The 17,773-nt window shown below is 42.8% G+C and carries 21 protein-coding genes and 2 tRNA genes; 5 read left to right on the plus strand and 18 right to left on the minus strand.

Features of this window, described 5'->3' with window-relative positions:
• Nucleotides 1-5: 5 nt before the first annotated feature.
• From rpoB to AB3N61_RS14010, 9 genes are all read right to left on the minus strand, one after another.
• Complete coding sequence (gene rpoB / locus AB3N61_RS13970) at nucleotides 6-3,686, minus strand: DNA-directed RNA polymerase subunit beta (protein ID WP_020770355.1); 3,681 nt, start codon at nucleotides 3,684-3,686, stop codon at nucleotides 6-8.
• Between the two features lie 135 nt (nucleotides 3,687-3,821).
• Nucleotides 3,822-4,208, minus strand: a complete 387-nt coding sequence (gene rplL, locus AB3N61_RS13975; RefSeq protein WP_008595726.1) for a 50S ribosomal protein L7/L12 — start codon at nucleotides 4,206-4,208, stop codon at nucleotides 3,822-3,824.
• Between the two features lie 54 nt (nucleotides 4,209-4,262).
• The gene (gene rplJ / locus AB3N61_RS13980; protein ID WP_020770520.1) at nucleotides 4,263-4,796 is read right to left on the minus strand and encodes a 50S ribosomal protein L10; all 534 of its coding nucleotides are present in this window, start codon (nucleotides 4,794-4,796) and stop codon (nucleotides 4,263-4,265) included.
• A 26-nt stretch (nucleotides 4,797-4,822) separates the two neighbouring features.
• Nucleotides 4,823-5,515 carry a 50S ribosomal protein L1 gene (gene rplA, locus AB3N61_RS13985; protein ID WP_020770318.1) on the minus strand — a complete coding sequence of 231 codons (693 nt, stop codon included), beginning with the start codon at nucleotides 5,513-5,515 and terminating at the stop codon, nucleotides 4,823-4,825.
• Nucleotides 5,516-5,518: 3 nt separating this feature from the next.
• Nucleotides 5,519-5,947 carry a 50S ribosomal protein L11 gene (rplK, locus tag AB3N61_RS13990; RefSeq protein WP_020770515.1) on the minus strand — a complete coding sequence of 143 codons (429 nt, stop codon included), beginning with the start codon at nucleotides 5,945-5,947 and terminating at the stop codon, nucleotides 5,519-5,521.
• A 41-nt stretch (nucleotides 5,948-5,988) separates the two neighbouring features.
• Complete coding sequence (gene nusG, locus AB3N61_RS13995; protein ID WP_020770487.1) at nucleotides 5,989-6,534, minus strand: transcription termination/antitermination protein NusG; 546 nt, start codon at nucleotides 6,532-6,534, stop codon at nucleotides 5,989-5,991.
• 25 nt (nucleotides 6,535-6,559) lie between these two features.
• A complete protein-coding gene (gene secE, locus AB3N61_RS14000) occupies nucleotides 6,560-6,742 on the minus strand; it encodes a preprotein translocase subunit SecE (protein ID WP_008595351.1) in 183 nt (60 codons plus the stop codon).
• Between the two features lie 44 nt (nucleotides 6,743-6,786).
• A tRNA-Trp gene (locus AB3N61_RS14005) sits at nucleotides 6,787-6,857 on the minus strand.
• A 10-nt stretch (nucleotides 6,858-6,867) separates the two neighbouring features.
• Nucleotides 6,868-6,939: transfer RNA gene (locus tag AB3N61_RS14010), tRNA-Thr, on the minus strand.
• 404 nt (nucleotides 6,940-7,343) lie between these two features.
• Between AB3N61_RS14010 and AB3N61_RS14015 the strand changes: the two genes are divergently transcribed.
• The 4 genes from AB3N61_RS14015 to AB3N61_RS14030 all read left to right on the plus strand — a co-directional run bounded on the left by AB3N61_RS14015 (nucleotide 7,344) and on the right by AB3N61_RS14030 (nucleotide 9,900).
• Complete coding sequence (locus tag AB3N61_RS14015; protein ID WP_367899103.1) at nucleotides 7,344-7,478, plus strand: hypothetical protein; 135 nt, start codon at nucleotides 7,344-7,346, stop codon at nucleotides 7,476-7,478.
• Nucleotides 7,475-7,846 (plus strand): type II toxin-antitoxin system VapC family toxin, encoded by a 372-nt coding sequence (locus tag AB3N61_RS14020; RefSeq protein WP_367897874.1) that lies wholly within the window; start codon nucleotides 7,475-7,477, stop codon nucleotides 7,844-7,846. The genes AB3N61_RS14015 and AB3N61_RS14020 overlap by 4 nt, the downstream gene beginning before the upstream one ends.
• Nucleotides 7,843-8,958 (plus strand): helix-turn-helix domain-containing protein, encoded by a 1,116-nt coding sequence (locus tag AB3N61_RS14025; protein WP_020770462.1) that lies wholly within the window; start codon nucleotides 7,843-7,845, stop codon nucleotides 8,956-8,958. The genes AB3N61_RS14020 and AB3N61_RS14025 overlap by 4 nt, the downstream gene beginning before the upstream one ends.
• Before the next feature lie 102 nt (nucleotides 8,959-9,060).
• Nucleotides 9,061-9,900 (plus strand): sterol desaturase family protein, encoded by an 840-nt coding sequence (locus AB3N61_RS14030; protein WP_367897875.1) that lies wholly within the window; start codon nucleotides 9,061-9,063, stop codon nucleotides 9,898-9,900.
• A gap of 156 nt (nucleotides 9,901-10,056) precedes the next feature.
• Here AB3N61_RS14030 and AB3N61_RS14035 read toward each other — a convergent pair whose 3' ends face one another.
• The 4 genes from AB3N61_RS14035 to AB3N61_RS14050 form a co-directional block, all read right to left on the minus strand.
• Nucleotides 10,057-10,380: a hypothetical protein gene (locus AB3N61_RS14035; RefSeq protein WP_367897876.1), complete on the minus strand. Its 324-nt coding sequence runs from the start codon at nucleotides 10,378-10,380 to the stop codon at nucleotides 10,057-10,059.
• Entirely contained in the window at nucleotides 10,377-10,883 is a 507-nt protein-coding gene (locus tag AB3N61_RS14040) for an ankyrin repeat domain-containing protein (protein WP_367897877.1), read from the minus strand. The genes AB3N61_RS14035 and AB3N61_RS14040 overlap by 4 nt, the downstream gene beginning before the upstream one ends.
• A 96-nt stretch (nucleotides 10,884-10,979) precedes the next feature.
• Nucleotides 10,980-11,984: a hypothetical protein gene (locus AB3N61_RS14045; RefSeq protein ID WP_020770484.1), complete on the minus strand. Its 1,005-nt coding sequence runs from the start codon at nucleotides 11,982-11,984 to the stop codon at nucleotides 10,980-10,982.
• A gap of 113 nt (nucleotides 11,985-12,097) precedes the next feature.
• Nucleotides 12,098-12,394: a helix-turn-helix domain-containing protein gene (locus AB3N61_RS14050; protein WP_036090072.1), complete on the minus strand. Its 297-nt coding sequence runs from the start codon at nucleotides 12,392-12,394 to the stop codon at nucleotides 12,098-12,100.
• Between the two features lie 206 nt (nucleotides 12,395-12,600).
• On the opposite strand from AB3N61_RS14050, the gene AB3N61_RS14055 reads away from it, so the two are divergent.
• Nucleotides 12,601-13,296: a DJ-1/PfpI family protein gene (locus AB3N61_RS14055; protein WP_036090073.1), complete on the plus strand. Its 696-nt coding sequence runs from the start codon at nucleotides 12,601-12,603 to the stop codon at nucleotides 13,294-13,296.
• 15 nt (nucleotides 13,297-13,311) lie between these two features.
• Here the strand turns inward: AB3N61_RS14055 and AB3N61_RS14060 are convergent, their stop codons facing one another.
• From AB3N61_RS14060 to AB3N61_RS14080, 5 genes are all read right to left on the minus strand, one after another.
• Nucleotides 13,312-13,887, minus strand: coding sequence for an LA_3696 family protein (locus AB3N61_RS14060; RefSeq protein ID WP_367897878.1), 576 nt, complete (start codon nucleotides 13,885-13,887; stop codon nucleotides 13,312-13,314).
• A 222-nt stretch (nucleotides 13,888-14,109) separates the two neighbouring features.
• Nucleotides 14,110-14,655, minus strand: coding sequence for an NADPH-dependent FMN reductase (locus AB3N61_RS14065; RefSeq protein ID WP_367897879.1), 546 nt, complete (start codon nucleotides 14,653-14,655; stop codon nucleotides 14,110-14,112).
• Between the two features lie 66 nt (nucleotides 14,656-14,721).
• The gene (locus tag AB3N61_RS14070; protein ID WP_367897880.1) at nucleotides 14,722-15,423 is read right to left on the minus strand and encodes an HAD-IA family hydrolase; all 702 of its coding nucleotides are present in this window, start codon (nucleotides 15,421-15,423) and stop codon (nucleotides 14,722-14,724) included.
• An 84-nt stretch (nucleotides 15,424-15,507) separates the two neighbouring features.
• Nucleotides 15,508-16,257, minus strand: a complete 750-nt coding sequence (locus tag AB3N61_RS14075; protein ID WP_367897881.1) for a type 1 glutamine amidotransferase domain-containing protein — start codon at nucleotides 16,255-16,257, stop codon at nucleotides 15,508-15,510.
• The gene (locus tag AB3N61_RS14080) at nucleotides 16,258-17,532 is read right to left on the minus strand and encodes a serine hydrolase domain-containing protein (protein WP_367897882.1); all 1,275 of its coding nucleotides are present in this window, start codon (nucleotides 17,530-17,532) and stop codon (nucleotides 16,258-16,260) included.
• Nucleotides 17,533-17,773: the final 241 nt, after the last annotated feature.

The raw sequence follows: 17,773 nt of genomic DNA on the forward strand, positions 1-17,773 counted from the left end.
TTCCCTTAGGCGTTCTCGATCGTTTCGAACTTAATCTTCTTCTTGCTCTTGGAATATTCGTCTTCGTAGTCGGAGATATCAACACTGTTACCTTCCGAGTCTGTGATGACGATATCCAATGCAAGACCCCTGAGTTCCTGCACCAACACGTTGAAGGATTCCGGAATTCCAGGTTTAATGGAGTGGATCCCTTTAACGATCGCTTCGTAGATTCTCGCTCTTCCGAGCATATCGTCGGATTTGATAGTGAGAAGTTCCTGAAGAGTATGAGAAGCGCCGTAAGCTTCGAGAGCCCAGACCTCCATCTCTCCCAAACGCTGACCACCGAATTGAGCCTTTCCTCCGAGTGGTTGTTGAGTAACCAAGGAGTAAGGTCCGGTAGAACGAGCGTGGATCTTGTCGTCCACCAAGTGAGCGAGTTTCAACATGTAGATGTAACCGCAGAATACCTCATTCATAAAAGGTAAACCGGTACGTCCGTCGTATAATTTGAATTTAGAGCTGAGAGGAAGATTTGCTTCTTTGCAATACTTCTCTACGTCCGCTTCCGTTGCTCCGTCGAACACAGGAGTTTCGAAATTGATTCCCAGTTTGCTTGCAGCAAGTCCGAGCTGAGTTTCGAAAATCTGTCCCAAGTTCATACGAGAAGGAACACCTAACGGGTTCAGAACGATATCCATCGGAGTACCGTCTTCCATATAAGGCATGTCTTCTTCCGCCATGATACGTGCAACGACACCCTTGTTACCGTGGCGTCCTGCCATTTTATCTCCGACCAGAAGTTTACGTTTACGAGCTACGAAAACTTTCACCATTTCTTCTACACCGGCAGGAAGTTCATCTCCCTTCTCGCGTGAGAAACGTTTGATATCGATCACAGTTCCTTCGAAACCGTTCGGCATACGAAGAGAAGAATCTCTTACTTCTTTTGCCTTCTCTCCGAAAATAGAGTGAAGAAGTTTGTATTCAGGAGTAAGATCAGTCTCTCCCTTCGGAGTCACCATCCCGACCAGGATATCTCCCGGTTTTACTTCTGCACCGATACGGATCACACCGGTTTCATCCAGATCGCGGAATGCTTTGTCCGAAAGATTCGGAATATCTCTTGTGATCTGCTCTTGTCCAAGCTTGGTCTCTCTTGCTTGGATCTCGAACTCTTCGATGTGGATAGAAGAGAAAATATCGTCTTTTACGACTTTTTCGGAGATAAGGATCGCATCCTCGAAGTTGTAACCTTCCCAAGGCATGAACGCCACAAGAACGTTACGCCCTAGTGCGAGAGTTCCATTGTCCACAGCAGGACCGTCAGCAAGAACGGTTCCCTTTTGTAGAATGTTTCCGTTCTCATCCATTCTTTCACCGGACACGATCTGTCCTGCGATAGTAGTTCCTCTGCGGACTTCTTCGCCGTTGGAAACAATCGGTTGGTATTGTTTGTTTCCGGAAATAAGATTGTATTCGCGAACGTTGCCGTTATCCGCAGTCACTTCGATTTTTTCTTTGCTGACTTTCGTAACTTTACCGTCGATCTCCGAGTGAACCACTCCAACGACCGGTGTTTGGTTGAAACAAGTTCCTTGGTTGGTCTTCTTAAATTTGGTAAGATCGTAAGTGTCGGATTCTTTTCCGCCCTTGCGCTCGATTACCACCTTCTCCGCGTCAACGTATGTTACCACACCGTCGTGTCTGGAGATGATACAAATACGAGAATCGTAAGCCGCACGGGTTTCCATTCCGGTTCCCACGAAAGGAGCCTCTTGTCTAAGAAGAGGTACCGCCTGACGTTGCATGTTAGAACCCATAAGCGCACGGTTCGCGTCATCATGCTCTAAGAACGGGATGAGCGCAGTAGAAACGGATACCACCTGCATTGGAGCTAAGTCCATGTACTGGATCTCGTTCGGGTTGCGGAAAGGGTAATCCGATCTGTGACGAGTAGAGATCAGTTTATTCTTAAACTCTCCCTTCTCATCCACAGGTGAAGAAGAAACCGCGATAGAATGATATTCTTCCTTATCCGCGGTTAAGTATTCTATGTTATTGGATACTTTGCTGTTTTTTACCACTCTGTAAGGAGTTTCCAAGAATCCGTAATCGTTCACTCTCGCATAAGAAGACATGGAGAGAATGAGTCCGATGTTTGGACCTTCAGGAGTTTCGATCGGACACATACGGCCATAGTGGCTATAGTGAACGTCACGCACCTCGAATCCGGCTCTATCTCTGGAAAGACCTCCAGGTCCTAAAGCGTTCAAACGACGTTTGTGAGTGAGCTCTGCCAGAGGGTTTGTCTGGTCCATAAACTGGGACAATTGGCTGGATCCGAAGAACTCATTGATAACCGCAGTGATCGGTTTAATGGAGATCAGAAGTTGAGGTGTTTGAGTTCCAACTTCCTGAACAGTCATTCTTTCTTTGATCACTCTTTCCACACGAGTAAAACCGACTTTCAATTGGTTTGCGATCAGCTCACCAACGGAACGGATACGGCGGTTTCCTAAGTGGTCGATATCGTCCGGATAATAGTTCTCGGTTTCGGAGATCAAGTTGAGAAGGTAACGTACAGTCTCGATAATATCCGCGGGTCTAAGAACTCTTTCTACCGCACTTGAAAATTCTTTCGGGTTATTGAATTCGAATTTGCTATTGATCTTGTAACGACCTACATCGCCCAGATCGAAAGTTTTAGGAGAGAAGAATAGACGGTTTAATTCCGCTTCCGCGTTCTCGATCGTGGAAGGTTCACCTTGTCTCATAATGCTATGGAATTTCAGAACTGCGTCTTCGTAATCGTTGACTCCGTCCTTTTCCAAACAATTGACTAGAACCGGATTATCCTTGTCTTTAGGATATTCCACCAGATCCACTTCTTTTACCTTCATCTCTTTCAAGATGGAGATATTGTCCTCATTGATCTTGGAACCGGCATCGAGCATTACCTCTCCGGTTTCCATGTTGATTACATCCGCGATTACCCTGCGTCCGATCAGACGTTTGAGTTCCTTCGTGGAAGCTCCTCCTATTTTCGCTTTGGAGGATTTATAAAATAAACGTAATATCTCTTCGTTGGTCCCGTGTCCTAAAGACTTAACAAGAAGAGTTGCAGGGAATTTTTTCTTACGGTCGATCTTTGCGACTAAGATTCCCTTATTGTCCATTTCGAATTCCAACCAGGATCCGCGATACGGGATCACTCTGGCCGAATATGTATCTCTTTCTTCATCATAAGAGAAGAAGATACCTGGAGAACGGTGAAGCTGAGAAACTACAACACGTTCAGCTCCATTAATGATAAAAGTCCCCTGTTCGGTCATTACCGGAAGATCGCCCATGTAAACGACCTGCTCGCGGATCTCTCCGGTTTCTTTGATTATGAGTCGAATAACCGCTTTTAAGGGAAGAGCGAAAGTGGCATCTGTGTCCTTACATTCTTGAGGAGATTTTTTAGCCTCTCCTAATACATAGTGACTGTATTCCATCACCATGTCGTTGTTCGGACTTTCGATAGGGAAGGTTTCTCTAAAAACCGCTTCTAATCCCTGGTTTTTTCTTTTTGTGGGGTCCTTAACTTCCGATTGAAGAAACCAATCGAAGGACTTCTTCTGAATCTGAATCAAGTTAGGAAGGTAATCCAAATTGGTGATCTTACCGAAGTTTACCCGTTTTCTCTCTACTTGACCGTACATTCGTGTGCTCCCTGGGGTGATGGAAAATTATAACTGCGCGAAAAAATACAATAAGGCAAGGACGTCCGCTGGCCTCCTTGCCTGAGTGAAAGGATTGTAATCAGATATCGAGGAGACAAAGCCTCGGCTTCCTGATTAGACAGCCTTAAGTTCGATTTGAGCTCCGACAGCTTCTAATTTCTTTTTAATGTCGTCAGCTTCCGCTTTTGCAACGCCGTCTTTAACAGACTTTCCGCCAGCTTCTACCAAGTCTTTTGCTTCTTTCAAGCCCAGACCGGTAATCTCGCGAACAACCTTGATAACTTCGATTTTTTTATCGCCGAAACCTTTCAATACAACGTTGAAAGAAGCAGGCTCATCTGCTCCTGCTGCTGCTCCGCCACCTGCTGGTGCCGCTGCAGCTACTGCTACTGGAGCCGCTGCGGAAATTCCGAACTTCTCCTCCATTTTTTTAACTAGATCGGCTGCTTCCACAAGGGTAAGTTTGCCGAGTTGCTCTAATAACGCTTCAGTGGTAGACATTTTGTGCTCCTTTGATTCCGTTTGGTCCTTTAAACTACTTACTAAAATTTGTTCTTACTGATTGTTCTTCTCTGCGACTGCTTGGATAGCTCTTGCAAGTCCTGCGATAATTTGGTTCAGACCAGAAGCGATACTTCTTGCCGGACCGTTGATACCGCCTGCGATCTGAGCCAAGAGTTGTTCTCTTGACGGAAGACCTGCGATTGCTTCCACATCTTCTGCATTCAGAACGGATCCGTCTAGATATCCCGCTTTCAGAATAAGATTTTTATTCGTCTTTGCGTACTCTTTTAGAATTTTGGCTGCGCTCGGAAGATTTGCATCCGCAAATATCGCCGCTAGAGGTCCTTGGTATTCGGATCCAAAGGCGATGTTCTTATCCTTATGCTTCTCGGATTCTTTCAGTGCGAGCAGAAAGAGATTATTCTTGATCACTTTCATCTCGGAACCTTCTTTACGAAGTTTCGCGCGAAGATTTGTGATCTCTTCTACTGTGAGTCCGCTGTAGCTGGCTAGGATAAAGTCGCTACGTTTTTCTAATCTGCCTTTTAATTCGGCTACTGCTTCAATTTTTTCCTGGCTGGGCATTGTTCCTACTCCCGTCTACTACATCCTTAAATGGATGTGTTGACCAGTTCCTTAACGTCTACTTTCACACCGGCACCCATGGTTGGGGATACGGAGAAAGTTTTCAGATAATCACCCTTTGCATCCGAAGGTTTATCCCGGAGAAGAGTTTGAACTACTGTGCGAATGTTTTCTACAAGTTTACTTTGATCAAAGCTGACCTTGCCAACTCCTAAGTGAACGACTCCACCTTTGTCCGGACGATATTCGATACGTCCTGACTTTAGCTCGCCAACCGCTTTCGCAACGTCGTTTGTAACCGTTCCTGCCTTAGGTTTAGGCATTAAACCTTTACGTCCTAAGATCGGTCCTAGTTTACCTACTTCCTTCATCATATCAGGAGTAGCAACGCAAGCGTCGAAGTCGGTCCAACCACCGGCCACTTTTTCGATCAAGTCCATATCGCCCACGAATTCCGCACCTGCGTTTTTCGCGTCGTTTTGTTTGTCTCCTTTACAGAAAACGAGAACTCGAACCAGTTTACCGGTTCCGTGAGGAAGAGAAATAGTTCCTCTCACGTTTTGAAGAGATTTATAATTTACTTTCGTAGCAATTTCTATCGTTCCGTCGAACTTAGTGTAAGAAGAGGCTTTCGCTAATTCTACAGCTTTCTCGATCGGATAAACTTTTGTTGCGTCGACTTTCTCTTTAGCCGCGCGATATTTTTTTCCGCGTTTCATGAATTAACCCTCTACCGTAACGCCCATGGAACGACAAGTTCCGGCGATAATTTGAACAGCTGCGTCCAGATCGTTCGCGTTTAAGTCTTCCATTTTGGTTTTAGCAATTTCTTCCAATTGCTTACGAGTGATCTTCCCTACCTTAACGGTATGAGGAGTTGCGGAACCGGTCTCTAATCCGATCGCTTTTTTCACAAGAAGAGCTGCCGGAGGGGACTTGGTAATGAATGTAAAACTCCTGTCGGAGAATACCGTAATTACAACGGGGAGCTTATAACCCATTTGGTTTTTAGATCTCTCGTTGAACTGCTTGCAGAACTCCATGATGTTCAATCCTGCCTGACCGAGAGCCGGTCCGACTGGAGGAGCAGGGTTGGCCTTACCGGCTTCAACCTGGAGCTTAATCTGCTTTACTACTTTTTTTGCTGCCATTGGCGAAACACCTTATTTGTTTCTCCCGGTTCTCCCACCGGTCAGGGTTCGGTTTTGACCTGTAGATAATCTAATTCCACAGGGGTAGAGCGACCGAAAATCTCCACCTTCACTCTGAGTCTTCCTTTGTCCGGGAAGATCTCATCTACGACTCCGGTAAAATTAGCGAAAGGCCCGTCGATAATCTTCAGGCTATCTCCCACTTTAAACAACAATCGAGGAGTCACCGGCTCCTCTGATTGGAACTCTCCCGTTTCCGCGAAAAGATTTTTCACCTCGTCTACGGAAAGAGGCTCAGGTCCTCCGTCTTTCGATCCCACAAAAGTGGAAACGGAAGGAAGACTTTGGATCATAAAACGAAGGTCCTCGTCCATATCCATCTCAACAAGAACATAGCCCGGCATAAGTTTTTTCTTAGTAACCTTCTTTTTGCCGTTCTTCATCTCGGCGACTTCCATGGTAGGAATGCGCACTTGAGAAATCTTCTCTTCCAGCTTACGCTGTTGGATCAGCTTTTCCAGATTCTTCTGGACCTTATTCTCGTGACCGGAATAAGTCTGTAACGCATACCATTTCAAATCAGCCATCTTAATCACACTTAATCCTAGGTTCTTACAGATTCCAGAATCCGGTAAGAAGCTTCACAAACGCAGTATCCGAAAAGAATAGGAAAGCAGAGAAAAATAACACCGTGACTAGAACGACGATGGTGGACTGCATCACCTCTTGTCTATTCGGCCATTGAACTTTTTTAAGTTCTTCTCTACACTCTTGTATAAATGCGCCAAACTTCACTAATAAATCCTTCCCAATCCTCTTAGAACTCGAGGAAAAAACTCCAGGTCTGGAGAGAATCGAACTCCCACCAAGGACTTTGGAGATCCTTGTTCTACCATTAAACTACAGACCTATTCGAACTTAGCCCTCTACCAGGCTTGAACTGGTGACCCCTTCCTTACCATGGAAGTGCTCTACCGCTGAGCTAAGAGGGCATGTCTATCTACCCGCTCCCAGAGATAGGAGCTAGAAATACACAGTATTTTTACCCAGGGTCCCCGGTCAAGGTTTTAGCGGCTCTTCCCTGGTTGCTGGCATTATTTATGCAAGGAAGAAGGATTTTTGAACCTTCTTCCCGAAGTGCCAATCGACTTTGATGTGATTTTCCCAATCTTATGCGACATAAGAAAGCAATCTATATGGGAAGAAGGGTACGTACATCCAAAATTTTCCCGGCCACCCGCGAAGCGGAACCAATTTTCTAACCCCAAATCACTTTTCCGGCCTTACATTCTTGATATACATCTAATAACACCATATACTACCATATATAAAAGCTGTCAAAACCACCTTATACATCCCAGACGAACTGATTGCTAGCGCCCAAGACTATACCGGGATCCTAGAAAAGACTCGTCTCGTGCAAGAGGGACTCCGCGCATTGATTCGGGAAAAATCCGCAGAAAGAATGGCTCTCTTAGGTGGAAGCGATCCAAAAGCAGAAGGTCCAATTCGTAAAAAAATATCTAAATGACAGCGGTGCTAGTCGACACTTCCATTTGGATCAATCATCTTCGTAAATCGGATCCGAAACTTACGGAACTTCTCCGCCTTGGCTTGGTCAGACGTCATCCTATGGTAGAGGGAGAACTCAGTTTGGGAAATTTTAAGAATAAGAACTTTTTTCTAATCGAGTACGCCCAATTAAAGGAAGTTCCGATCGCAAATCATAAAGAAGTCCTGATCTTTTCGGAAAGAAATTCTCTGGCGGGACTGGGAATCGGCTGGATAGACGCACATTTGCTTGCAAGTTGTATCTTAGGAAGTGCAAAATTATATTCTGGTGACTTGTCTCTATCAAAGGCTGCGGAGAAAGTAGGGATCGCGGAAATTACAACATGAATGAGTTCGGAACCCAATCTTACACCTCCCTATTTTTAGTTTTTTCGATCGGACTTGCGTTCTTATTTTCTTTGGGAGAAATATTTTCTTCTCCCAAAGGAGAAAAACAAAACTTACTCGCCTTCATTTTCCTATTAGTGGGGCTTTTTCTTATACATGCATTTTTGATTACCTGCAAAATGATCATACATTTCCCCGGTTTGTATCTAACCCATCTCCCTATATCCGCGCTTATGGGTCCTTTTATAGAACGGTATCTTCTCCTTGCCATGGGAAACACTCCCGAATCTAAAAAGATTTTTTATCTGAAAATGATCCCAGCTCTTGCAATATTTCTATGGATGTCTAACTTCTATTTTACAGGAGGTATAGAAAAGATCGAATTACTTAAAGATCTACAAACCACCGGACTTCCTTTATTCTTAAAAATCCCTGTTTTAAGTACGCTTGGACTTATGTTCGTATTCTTACTTTCTACATTCTTTCGTTTATTTGCGGGTTTTAGATTCTCAGTCATCTACAAAGATCCAAGAATGCTTACGATCCTGATGGTAAGTGTTTGCATTTTGATCATTTTATTATACGGAGCGATATCGGTATCGATAGGATCAATCAGAGGTTTAGAAGGAGTCGGTTCTTTAGTTGGGATCTTTTTATGTTCTTTGTACATTCTACGCCAAGGATATCCGGAATTTTTCTTAGAAGTCCAAAGAGTGGTAGAAGAAGAGAAAAAATACAGAGCTACCCAGCTCGGCGGATTGGATTTAGATAATATTAAACAAAACTTAGAAGACTTATTTCAAAAGGAAAAGGTATTCTTAAAGGAAGATCTGACCCTGGGATTTCTGGCGGGAAAACTGGAGATCAGCACTCATCAACTTTCCGAATATCTGAACAACGAGATTGGAAAAAATTTTTTCCAATTATTGAATGAATATAGGGTAAAAGAGGCCAAAAGTAAAATAGAATCCGATCCTGCTCAAGTTTTATTGTCCATTGCTTACTCATCAGGATTCGGCTCCAAATCCGCTTTTAACGAGGTTTTCCGAAAGGAGACCGGATTCACACCTTCCGAATACAGAAATAAAATCCGTAAAAATAAGTCCAAATAGTCCGTCTCGATCGGTCTGGACATATATTTTATTCCGCTCCGATCGGAGAGGACGACTTCTTCATAGATCCGACGTAAACTGAATGCAGAGATCGGAGGAAAAATGGCAATCAATGCTTGTGATTTCGGTTGGGAATGTGTTCGGAATTTCGGACTATTCCAACTTTCAATGAACTTTATCAGATACTATCCTCTAGCGGGACTTGCATTCTTTATATTCTGGGTTTGGAAAAAAGGAACCTTCGAAAAGTTTCGGATCCAGAAAAATTTTCCCAAATGGGAGAAGGTAGTCTACGAGATCAAACAATCTGCGGTTACAATGGTAATGTTCAGTCTGGTTGCGGTCCTCTCCTTCAGCCTTCAAAAATTAGGCTATCTTCCAAGAGCGCTTTACTTCGATATCTCCGAAAGAGGTTGGGCTTATGCGATCTTAAGTTATATACTGATCACTATCTGGCATGAAACCTGGTTCTACTGGGCACATAGGCTCATGCATCACAAAAAAGTTTACTCCTTTGTACATGCTATCCATCATAAATCCGTAAACCCTTCACCATTAGCTGCTTATAATTTCCATTGGGCGGAAGCTTTTTTGGAAGCGATCTATGTCGTACCATTCATCAGTTTGGTTCCGATCCATTTCGGAGTATTTATATTTCACACATTCTATGCAATGGTTATGAATATCTGGTGGCACTTAGGGTATGAATTTTTACCTAAAGGTTGGGCAAGTCATCCTATCACAAAATGGATCAATACTTCTACCCATCATAACCTTCATCACCAGAAGTTTCACGGGAATTATAGTCTTTATTTTAATTTTTGGGACAGAGTCATGGGAACAAATTTCCCGAATTACGAGACCTATTTTGACGAGGTAGCTGGGAAGAAAGAAAATTACGAAAAAACTCCCGTTGCCTCCGAGGTAGGATTCGCGAAGTAGATGTATACAAAAACCTATCGCAAAAAGTCCGGGCTCTTATAACCCTTGGACGAATACCGATCAAATCGTTAAGTTTTAGGACGGACTATAAAATTTTCGTAATAGCTCTAATTGGAAAACCGAGTCTCCTCGGTTTTCCTTTTTTGTATTTCGGTTTTAGAATGTAATTCCACTCCCCCCATGACCGCCTCCGCCGTGACCTCCTCCGCCGCCGCCAGAACTACCGCCACCCCCTCCCCCACCAGAACCTCCTCTGGAAGTACTAGAGCTTCTTCCTCCTGAAGAAGTAACGGTATGGCAGTCTGATTTACAATCATCACAAATGGCCTTACAAATAAATCCAATCCCAAGAGAATTTTCATTGGTTGCAACCAATAGACAAATTGAGAAGTTTTTATCGCAGTCTCTTACACAACGATCGTCGTTCGTACAAGATTCCAAAAAGAAAAGAACAAGAGCTATCTGAAATGCCGATTTCATCTTTTTGGACCGATCTCATAAGGAGCGAGTAATTCTTTGATCTGAACAGATTCCTCCAAACTGGCTTCCGAAAATGCGGTATGGCCTTGTTTACTTTTAATATGAACATTCGCACCATTCTTCAAGAGGAGTTTTACTATGTCCAAGTTCCTATTGTAAACGGCCATCATAAGAGCTGTGTGACCGTCTCTCGTTTTGGCATTGATGTCCGCGCCGCTGCGAACTAAAAATTCCGCGATCTCAACTTCTCCTTCTCTTGCTGCGATCATCAAAGGGGTAAAATTCCTAGTAAAAGGATCTCTTGTATCTACGGAATAACCGGCTCTTAAACAATTCTGTAAACCGAAAAGATCTCCTTTATAAACAAAGTCGGAAGGATAAGGACTTCCCCCTCCCCCGGCAAATTGAGGAGAGATACAACTCGTTAAAAAGATGGCTAAAAGGTATAAGCCGCTCCTAACGTAAAAAGGAACAAAAGGTATTGTGGAAGTGAAAAGATTCATAAGTATCCTCCTTAACAAGAGGACCAAGTTCGAATAAGAACGTTCCCGATTCTGAAAATTTTTGTTAGATTGGAAATATTTTATTTATAAGAAAAATTAATCAAGAGGAGGAGAATCAGGCATATAAATGAAGATGCGTCCGTCTTCCTCCATTTTTACATTGGAGAGAGACAACGCTTTTTTATATTCCGAAAAACAGAATTCGAACAGAGAGGATTCTTCCCTGTCTTGGAGTAAGACCCTGCCTTGGTGCACTTGAATCCCTCCGAAGAGTAATTTTCCTCCACTTACATAAATATAATTTTTAGAATTTGTTTTAGGAGAGGCAACCTCTAATTCTGAGATGAACTCTATATCGAGTGTATTCTCATCCAATTTGAGATCTTTGATTCTACCTTCTACTTCCGGATCCGGAAAAACCGAAAATGGTTCAAAATACACCTTGTTCCCGGAAATTACCAGACCTCTCCCCTTAGGAAAACGGACCAGGTCCTCGATGGACACACCAACAGTATTTAAAAGTTCTTTTGTATAAGGATTTAATAATGCCCGAACGGACTCATTTTCCACCAAGATCCGGCCTGATTCCGGATCTAACTTAACGGTGGCAATCCCTTCGAAAGATACCCAAACTACAAGTTTGACCTCTCCTGAAATCTTAAGTTTCCATGCACCGTTATGAAAAATCGGTTTAAGTTTGATTTTCCGTAGAGTGGACTCGGGAAAATTGAACAACCTTCCATTCAATAATCTTTCCAAACTTTCCAAAGAAATCCGAATATTCCCGTTCAGGATTTTAAGAGTAAAAAGTTCCGGTCGATCGAAAGGAAGAATTTCTCCGTTTTTAGGGATTGCTTCTAACGAAAGACGATCCGCCTCCACGAAAATTTCCTTCTGCCAATAGAATCTAACGTTTTTAAGAATTAAGTGTGGCCTAGCGAAATAATGAAAATCAGCTACTCGTTCCTTTTCGGATACTATGTTCGAAAAGGGTATATCCATATTTTCTAGACCGGATCTTCCAGCCAAAAAGGAAAGCAGGGAAATACAGATCAGGACAATCCCGTAAATCCAAGGACGTAAAATTCGATTCTGATTCATTCAGCTTTTTTGCCCGAAAGGCAGATGGGAATTTTTTAAAGGGACCGCTTTGCTTGGCTATTCTTTTATATGAAAGGTAAATTGTTGGAAGTCCAACAGATCAAAAAGATAGATTATTTGGTCTTTCTTTTTGTAGAACTTGCGGCTTTTAAAGACTTCTTTTTGGATTTTATTTCCGATTTATCATCAAACTTGAAGAAGAAGTCTACGGGCTTTTTATAAAGTTTGGCCAAGTTCCAGAACTCTATAACGTCTATCCTTCTGTCTCCTGCTTCGACCTTAGAAATGAATGATTGGGGTGTTTTGAGGGCATCGGCAACATCCACTTGGGTCAACCCCGCTTCTTCCCGGGCTTTCTTTAGTAACTTCTGGAAAATCTTATATTCTTCGGTGTAGATTGTTTTAGCCAAGCAAAACTTATTCTACTTCCCAATTCGGAATATACCAAATTAGGATATTTGAAAAAGGCCGACCTGCTAATTCCGGATATCGTTCGATTAGGGAATTTCCTTTCCTTTCTGCTTAATTTTCCAAGAAAGTTTTTCGATCTGCCTCTCAAAATTTTTTCTTTCGAATTCGACTTGAAGACTTCTACGAGTTCTATTCTATCTTGTCTATGCAAGAGCCGTTCCATATCGGTTTACTTATCTTTCCGGACCTAACTCCATTGGATTTCGTGGGTCCTTACGAAGTATTTTCCAGAATGAAAAATTCCAAAATCTACGTAATAGCCGAAACCAAGGAACCAATCCCATCCGAAAAAGGATTATTTATTCTTCCGGACAGAACTATGGACGAAAACATAGATTTGGATTTGGTCTTAGTTCCGGGTGGACTCGGCGTCAACCGACTCATGGAAAACGAAAAGGTCCTGAGTTGGCTGAGAGAAAAATCAAAAACCTCCAGATATATCAGTTCGGTATGTACCGGCTCTTTGGTATTAGCCGCAGCAGGCTTATTAAACGGATATAAGGCAACCACACATTGGCTCTCTTTAGATGTGTTAAGATTCTTTCCGGAAATCGATGTAAAAGAAGATCGAGTAGTGATCGATCGAGACCGAATTACAGGAGGAGGAGTCACTGCAGGAATCGACTTCGCACTCCGAATTGTAGCCGAGATCCAAGGACAAAAATCGGCTGAAGAAATCCAACTTATGATCGAATACAATCCAAAACCCCCTTTTGTAAGCGGACATCCTAATACCGCAGATCCGGATTTGGTTTCCGAAATACAAGTCACTCGGGAAAAAGCCCAAGAACTGAGAAAGGAAATCGCCACCAGGTCCATTGAAAGATTTCCCAAATCTTAAAACTCATTTTTCAACTTATAGTTTGACTATGATGGAAAAGATTCCAGTCAATGCTATGATTGCTCCTAACATCCATTTGGTCTGAACAGAAATGAGTTTGTGAATTTCAATTCGGAGTTCTGAAATTTTTTCGTTCATTTCTGTGCGAAGTTCTGCAATATCTTCTTTTACCTCAGCACGGAGGGCAGCGATATCTTCCTTCACCTCAGCTCGAAGTTCTGCGATATCTTCCTTCACCTCAGCTCGAAGTTCTGCGATATCTTCCTTTACCTCAGCTCGAAGTTCTGCGATATCTTCTTTTACCTCGGCTCGAAGTTCTGCAATATCTTCCTTTACCTCGGCTCGAAGTGCAGCTAGATCCGATTTGAATTCAGCTCTAAGGTCAGCCAGGTCTGTTTTATATTCAGAACGAAATGTATTTAATTCTTCCGAAAGTCTGTTCTCAAATCTATCTGAAACGAGTTCCACTACATTCTCCCGATTGGCTCCAAAAGAATCGTTGATAAAATCCACAAATTCATTCGTTCCTTCCTCACCCAATACTTCTTCTAACTTTCGCGGTATTCTGCGAAACATAGGTATTGCCATCATTATGCTCCTTAACGGAGGATTTTGCAATTCAAAACTCCCCGCTATGAGGCTCAGGTCCGGAATAATGATTTCCGCGCGCACTTTTTTGTTAGAAAATTTTCATCCGGAATGAGAATTCCTAAAGAACTTTATAAAAAAAGAATGTATTAGAAAAGGAGCCTGAAGACTCCTTTGCGAAATATAGATTTTTTATCAACTGATTCAGCTGGCGATTTTGAAGAATTAAGAAGGTCTAGATGCTTGGATCAAATGTTCCAGGCTTTGCAAACAATTTCGCAACTCCTTCTCCGTTTGTTCATCCAAAATATTACCTTCCCGATCCACCTTCTTGTTCACGGAAGGAATACTTAAAATACAATCATCATTTATCTTAACTGTGAGAACATTCAATAAACCTAAAAGAGCTTCCTGTGCCTTGGAAGCTCCACCGTAACCTGGAGATGCATTGATAAGCCCTACCGGCTTTCCATAAAGTTCGGCACTGGACACAATCCAATCTAATGCATTTTTCAAGACCCCTGGGATCGCAAATGCGTATTCGGGACTGGAAAAAAGAATGGCATCCGCCTCTTTTAATTCCCTTCTCCATTCCATGACTTCCTTAGGAGGTGTATCCGTATCCAAGTCAGGATTGAAGTGTGGGATCCGATCAATCGGGTCTGCGATTCTGATCTGCAAAGGATCATGTGCAATCCTTTTTGCTGCAAGTAATAAGGCTGTATTGGATGAACCTTTTCTTAAACTTCCGGAAACGGCGAGTATTTTCATTCTTGTTCTAACTCGATTCTTTTCTGTATTCGGTTAGACTTATATGGAGAAGGAATAGAAAACAAACTATCCTTGTTTTAAGATCGCAGTTAGCTCGCTAAGATCTCGGATATCACCTTCAGCATGTTTGTGAAATGCGGTCCATCCTCTGGATCTTGTGGGTAGGATATCCAACTCCACCTTGTCTCCGCAATATATGAGTTTATCCGGAGAAAGCCCCACAAGCTTCTCCGCTTCCTGAAAGATCAAAGGAGAAGGTTTTTCGTATCCGAATTCCGCAGAGACGATCACAGGATAAAAATAATCTAATACGCCTACACTTGCAAGTAGCTGTTTGAGTCGATGATCCCAATTAGAGATAATCCCTAAACCGGAGCCTCTCTCTTTTGCGAATTCTACTAATTCATAGAAGCCCGGATCTATTTCCCAGACGGAAGGTTCGTCAAAACGTTTAAATATGGATTGGAAAATAGGATCAGGTTCCAGATCCGATCCTATTTCCTTTAGGAAGAAACCCAGAAGTTCTCTCCACCAACCTTCACTTCCATCTTGATGCGCATGGAATTTATCTTTATAATCGGGAAGCGGATGACGCGTCATATGTGCATAAGCCTTACGAAAGGCTCTTTCCATATAACCGTTCGGATGTTTGGAACCGTCCAGGCCGAATTCTTTGAGAACTTCGAAATATACGTCCCCTGCGGGCTTTTTCATCGTAAGGAGAGTGTCCCCCACATCCAGAAAAATGTAATGTTCTTTGGAATTCATGTCGTTCTCGATCGAGTGACCTTAGATCGGACCCTTTATAGTCAGTATGTCTATATAGTGTTTACGGAAAATCAAAAACCGAAATTAACCGAAGAATTCAGGAAGTTCGAATGCAAACTTATGAGCATCTCCGGGCCACCTTGCGGAAAGACAAGACTTATCCAAAACGCTGAACCCCGGTTTAATATTGGAAAAACTGTCCCTTGCAATCGGCATGGGCCCTTCTTGGAAATCCACTTTTGATTCCAGAAATGAAATCACCTCGTCCTGTAATGGTGTAGGATAAGTTCTATAATAATCTCCTAACCAAGCCCTAGTTAAATTCCAGGCTAGAAGTTCCTGTGATCTCAGAAGTCCGGTGGTTTTCAGTCCATATAGACTGGATTTTTTTGTTTTAGGATTTTTGGATCTTGCAGCAAGAAGTACTCCATGACAGATCGCAGCCACAGGCTTTCCTTCAGCGAACGTATGGCCCACCAAATTCTGTAAAAACTCGGATTCCAAATAGACCCTCATTCCCTTCGCATGTCCCCCTGGAAGAAGCAATACATCGAAAGAATCCAATTTGATCGACTCGTACTTTTTAGGATTTAAGAATTCATTCGATTTTTCTAATTCCCTGTAGAGAAGAACATCATCATCTTTCGCTCGTAAAAAGGGAGAAAGTATCCCCAATCCTTTCCCGGTTACCATCCTAAAATCCGCTTCTCCGGAGGTTCCGTTAGGGGTCGCAAATAGGATCTTATATCCGTTTTCCTTTAGAACTTTCCAAGGTACGGATACTTCCGTTGGGTCGAAATCGATTTGAGGGATCGGGATTAGGACAGTCTTCATTTAAGGATGATTTTGTTTCATCCCTGGTTCCGCTGCAATCCTTGTTTCATCCGCTCCTTCTTTTAGCTTAGGATCCAAGGAAGTCCTGGCGGCTACCTTTAATTCCCTGAGAAGGGCCTCTTCCCTGTCAGGGGAAGGGATCTTATCCGTAGAGACTAAAGATGCTTTGACCGCATCCAAGGCAGAGGTTAAAATTACGTCAGGTGCCTTGTCCCAAATCGCGCTAGTCATCACTAAAACGATCTTACGATGAGGGATTACGTAGATGAACTGTCCGCCTTTTCCGTTTGCCATGAAGCTTGGCTTTCCTTCGAATTCGTGCAGCCAGAAATGGAGTCCGTATCTTTTTTCCACTCCTGGCTCCAAGGTCATAGCGATCCATTCCGGTTTTAAGATCTGACGGCCCTGCCATTTCCCTCCATCTAAATAGAGTTGTCCTAATTTAGCCATGTCGATCGGTCTCAAACGAAGTCCGAAACCGGCCGTCTGTCTTCCGGATTTGGACGTATTCCATTCTTCTCCCTTAAAACCTAACCATGAGAAGGCGGTATTCTTCGAATATTCGTATAATGTCTTACCTGTCTTTGCTTCCAAATAACCCGCAACTAACTGAGTATCTCCATTAGAATATTCGAATTTAGTTCCCGGTGCGGAAGATACGGCAGGGGTCCAAGCAATCGCAAGGGGGTCTGCGTCCGTTCTAATATCTTCTTTTTTGGGAAAGGAATCCCAGCCCATTCCGGAACTCATACGTAATGCGTCCTTGAGTCGGATGGATTCTTTTCCTTTTAGTTCGGATGGAAGAAGGCCCGGCAAATTAGACTCAACGGAGTAAAGGCTATCTTCCAAATCCACTCCACAATCGTTCGAATAGCAGACCCCTAATAACATGGAGACCACCGATTTGGTTACGGAGTACATATTATGGTTATGATTTCTGGAAATACCTCCGGCATATCTTTCGAATACCAGATTTCCTTCTTTCAAGATGAGAAGTGAACGGACCTCCGTTTTTTCTTTTCTGAGTTTTTTAGAAAGTTCCACCAAAGGTCTGGAATCTAGTCCTAATTCTTCCGGAAATTCGACTCGGAAACCTTCTGCCGGATTTCTATCTAAGGTCTCATTTTGGTCCCAGGCAAGTCCGGAAGGAAGCTTAACCCAACCCCAATCCAGGGCGCTACAATTGGAAATGAAAAGGATAACTAAGGAGATAAGAAAGAAACGTTTGATTGATGAAGTACTAGTAAAAAAACTGCTCACTAAAAGACCCTCCATTCAAATTATTAGGTCTTAAGTACTGCTTAGACAGACTCTATTGTAGGTTATCCAGCATTCAATACTATTGAGACCCCGTTCGGAAATTTTTTTCCACACGATTTCTATCCAAAAGAGCGCAAAAATTATGTATTTATTTGTTAAACGACGAAAATATTTGCCTAATCCCAAAGGTTTAGTTTTTAAAAAATTCCATTTTCTTTCCTTGTCTTCCCAATTTACCAAGGGAAACTGTAAAAGC

Origin of the sequence: Leptospira sp. WS58.C1 (assembly GCF_040833995.1) — a bacterium.
In the GTDB taxonomy this organism is placed as follows: domain Bacteria; phylum Spirochaetota; class Leptospiria; order Leptospirales; family Leptospiraceae; genus Leptospira_B; species Leptospira_B cinconiae.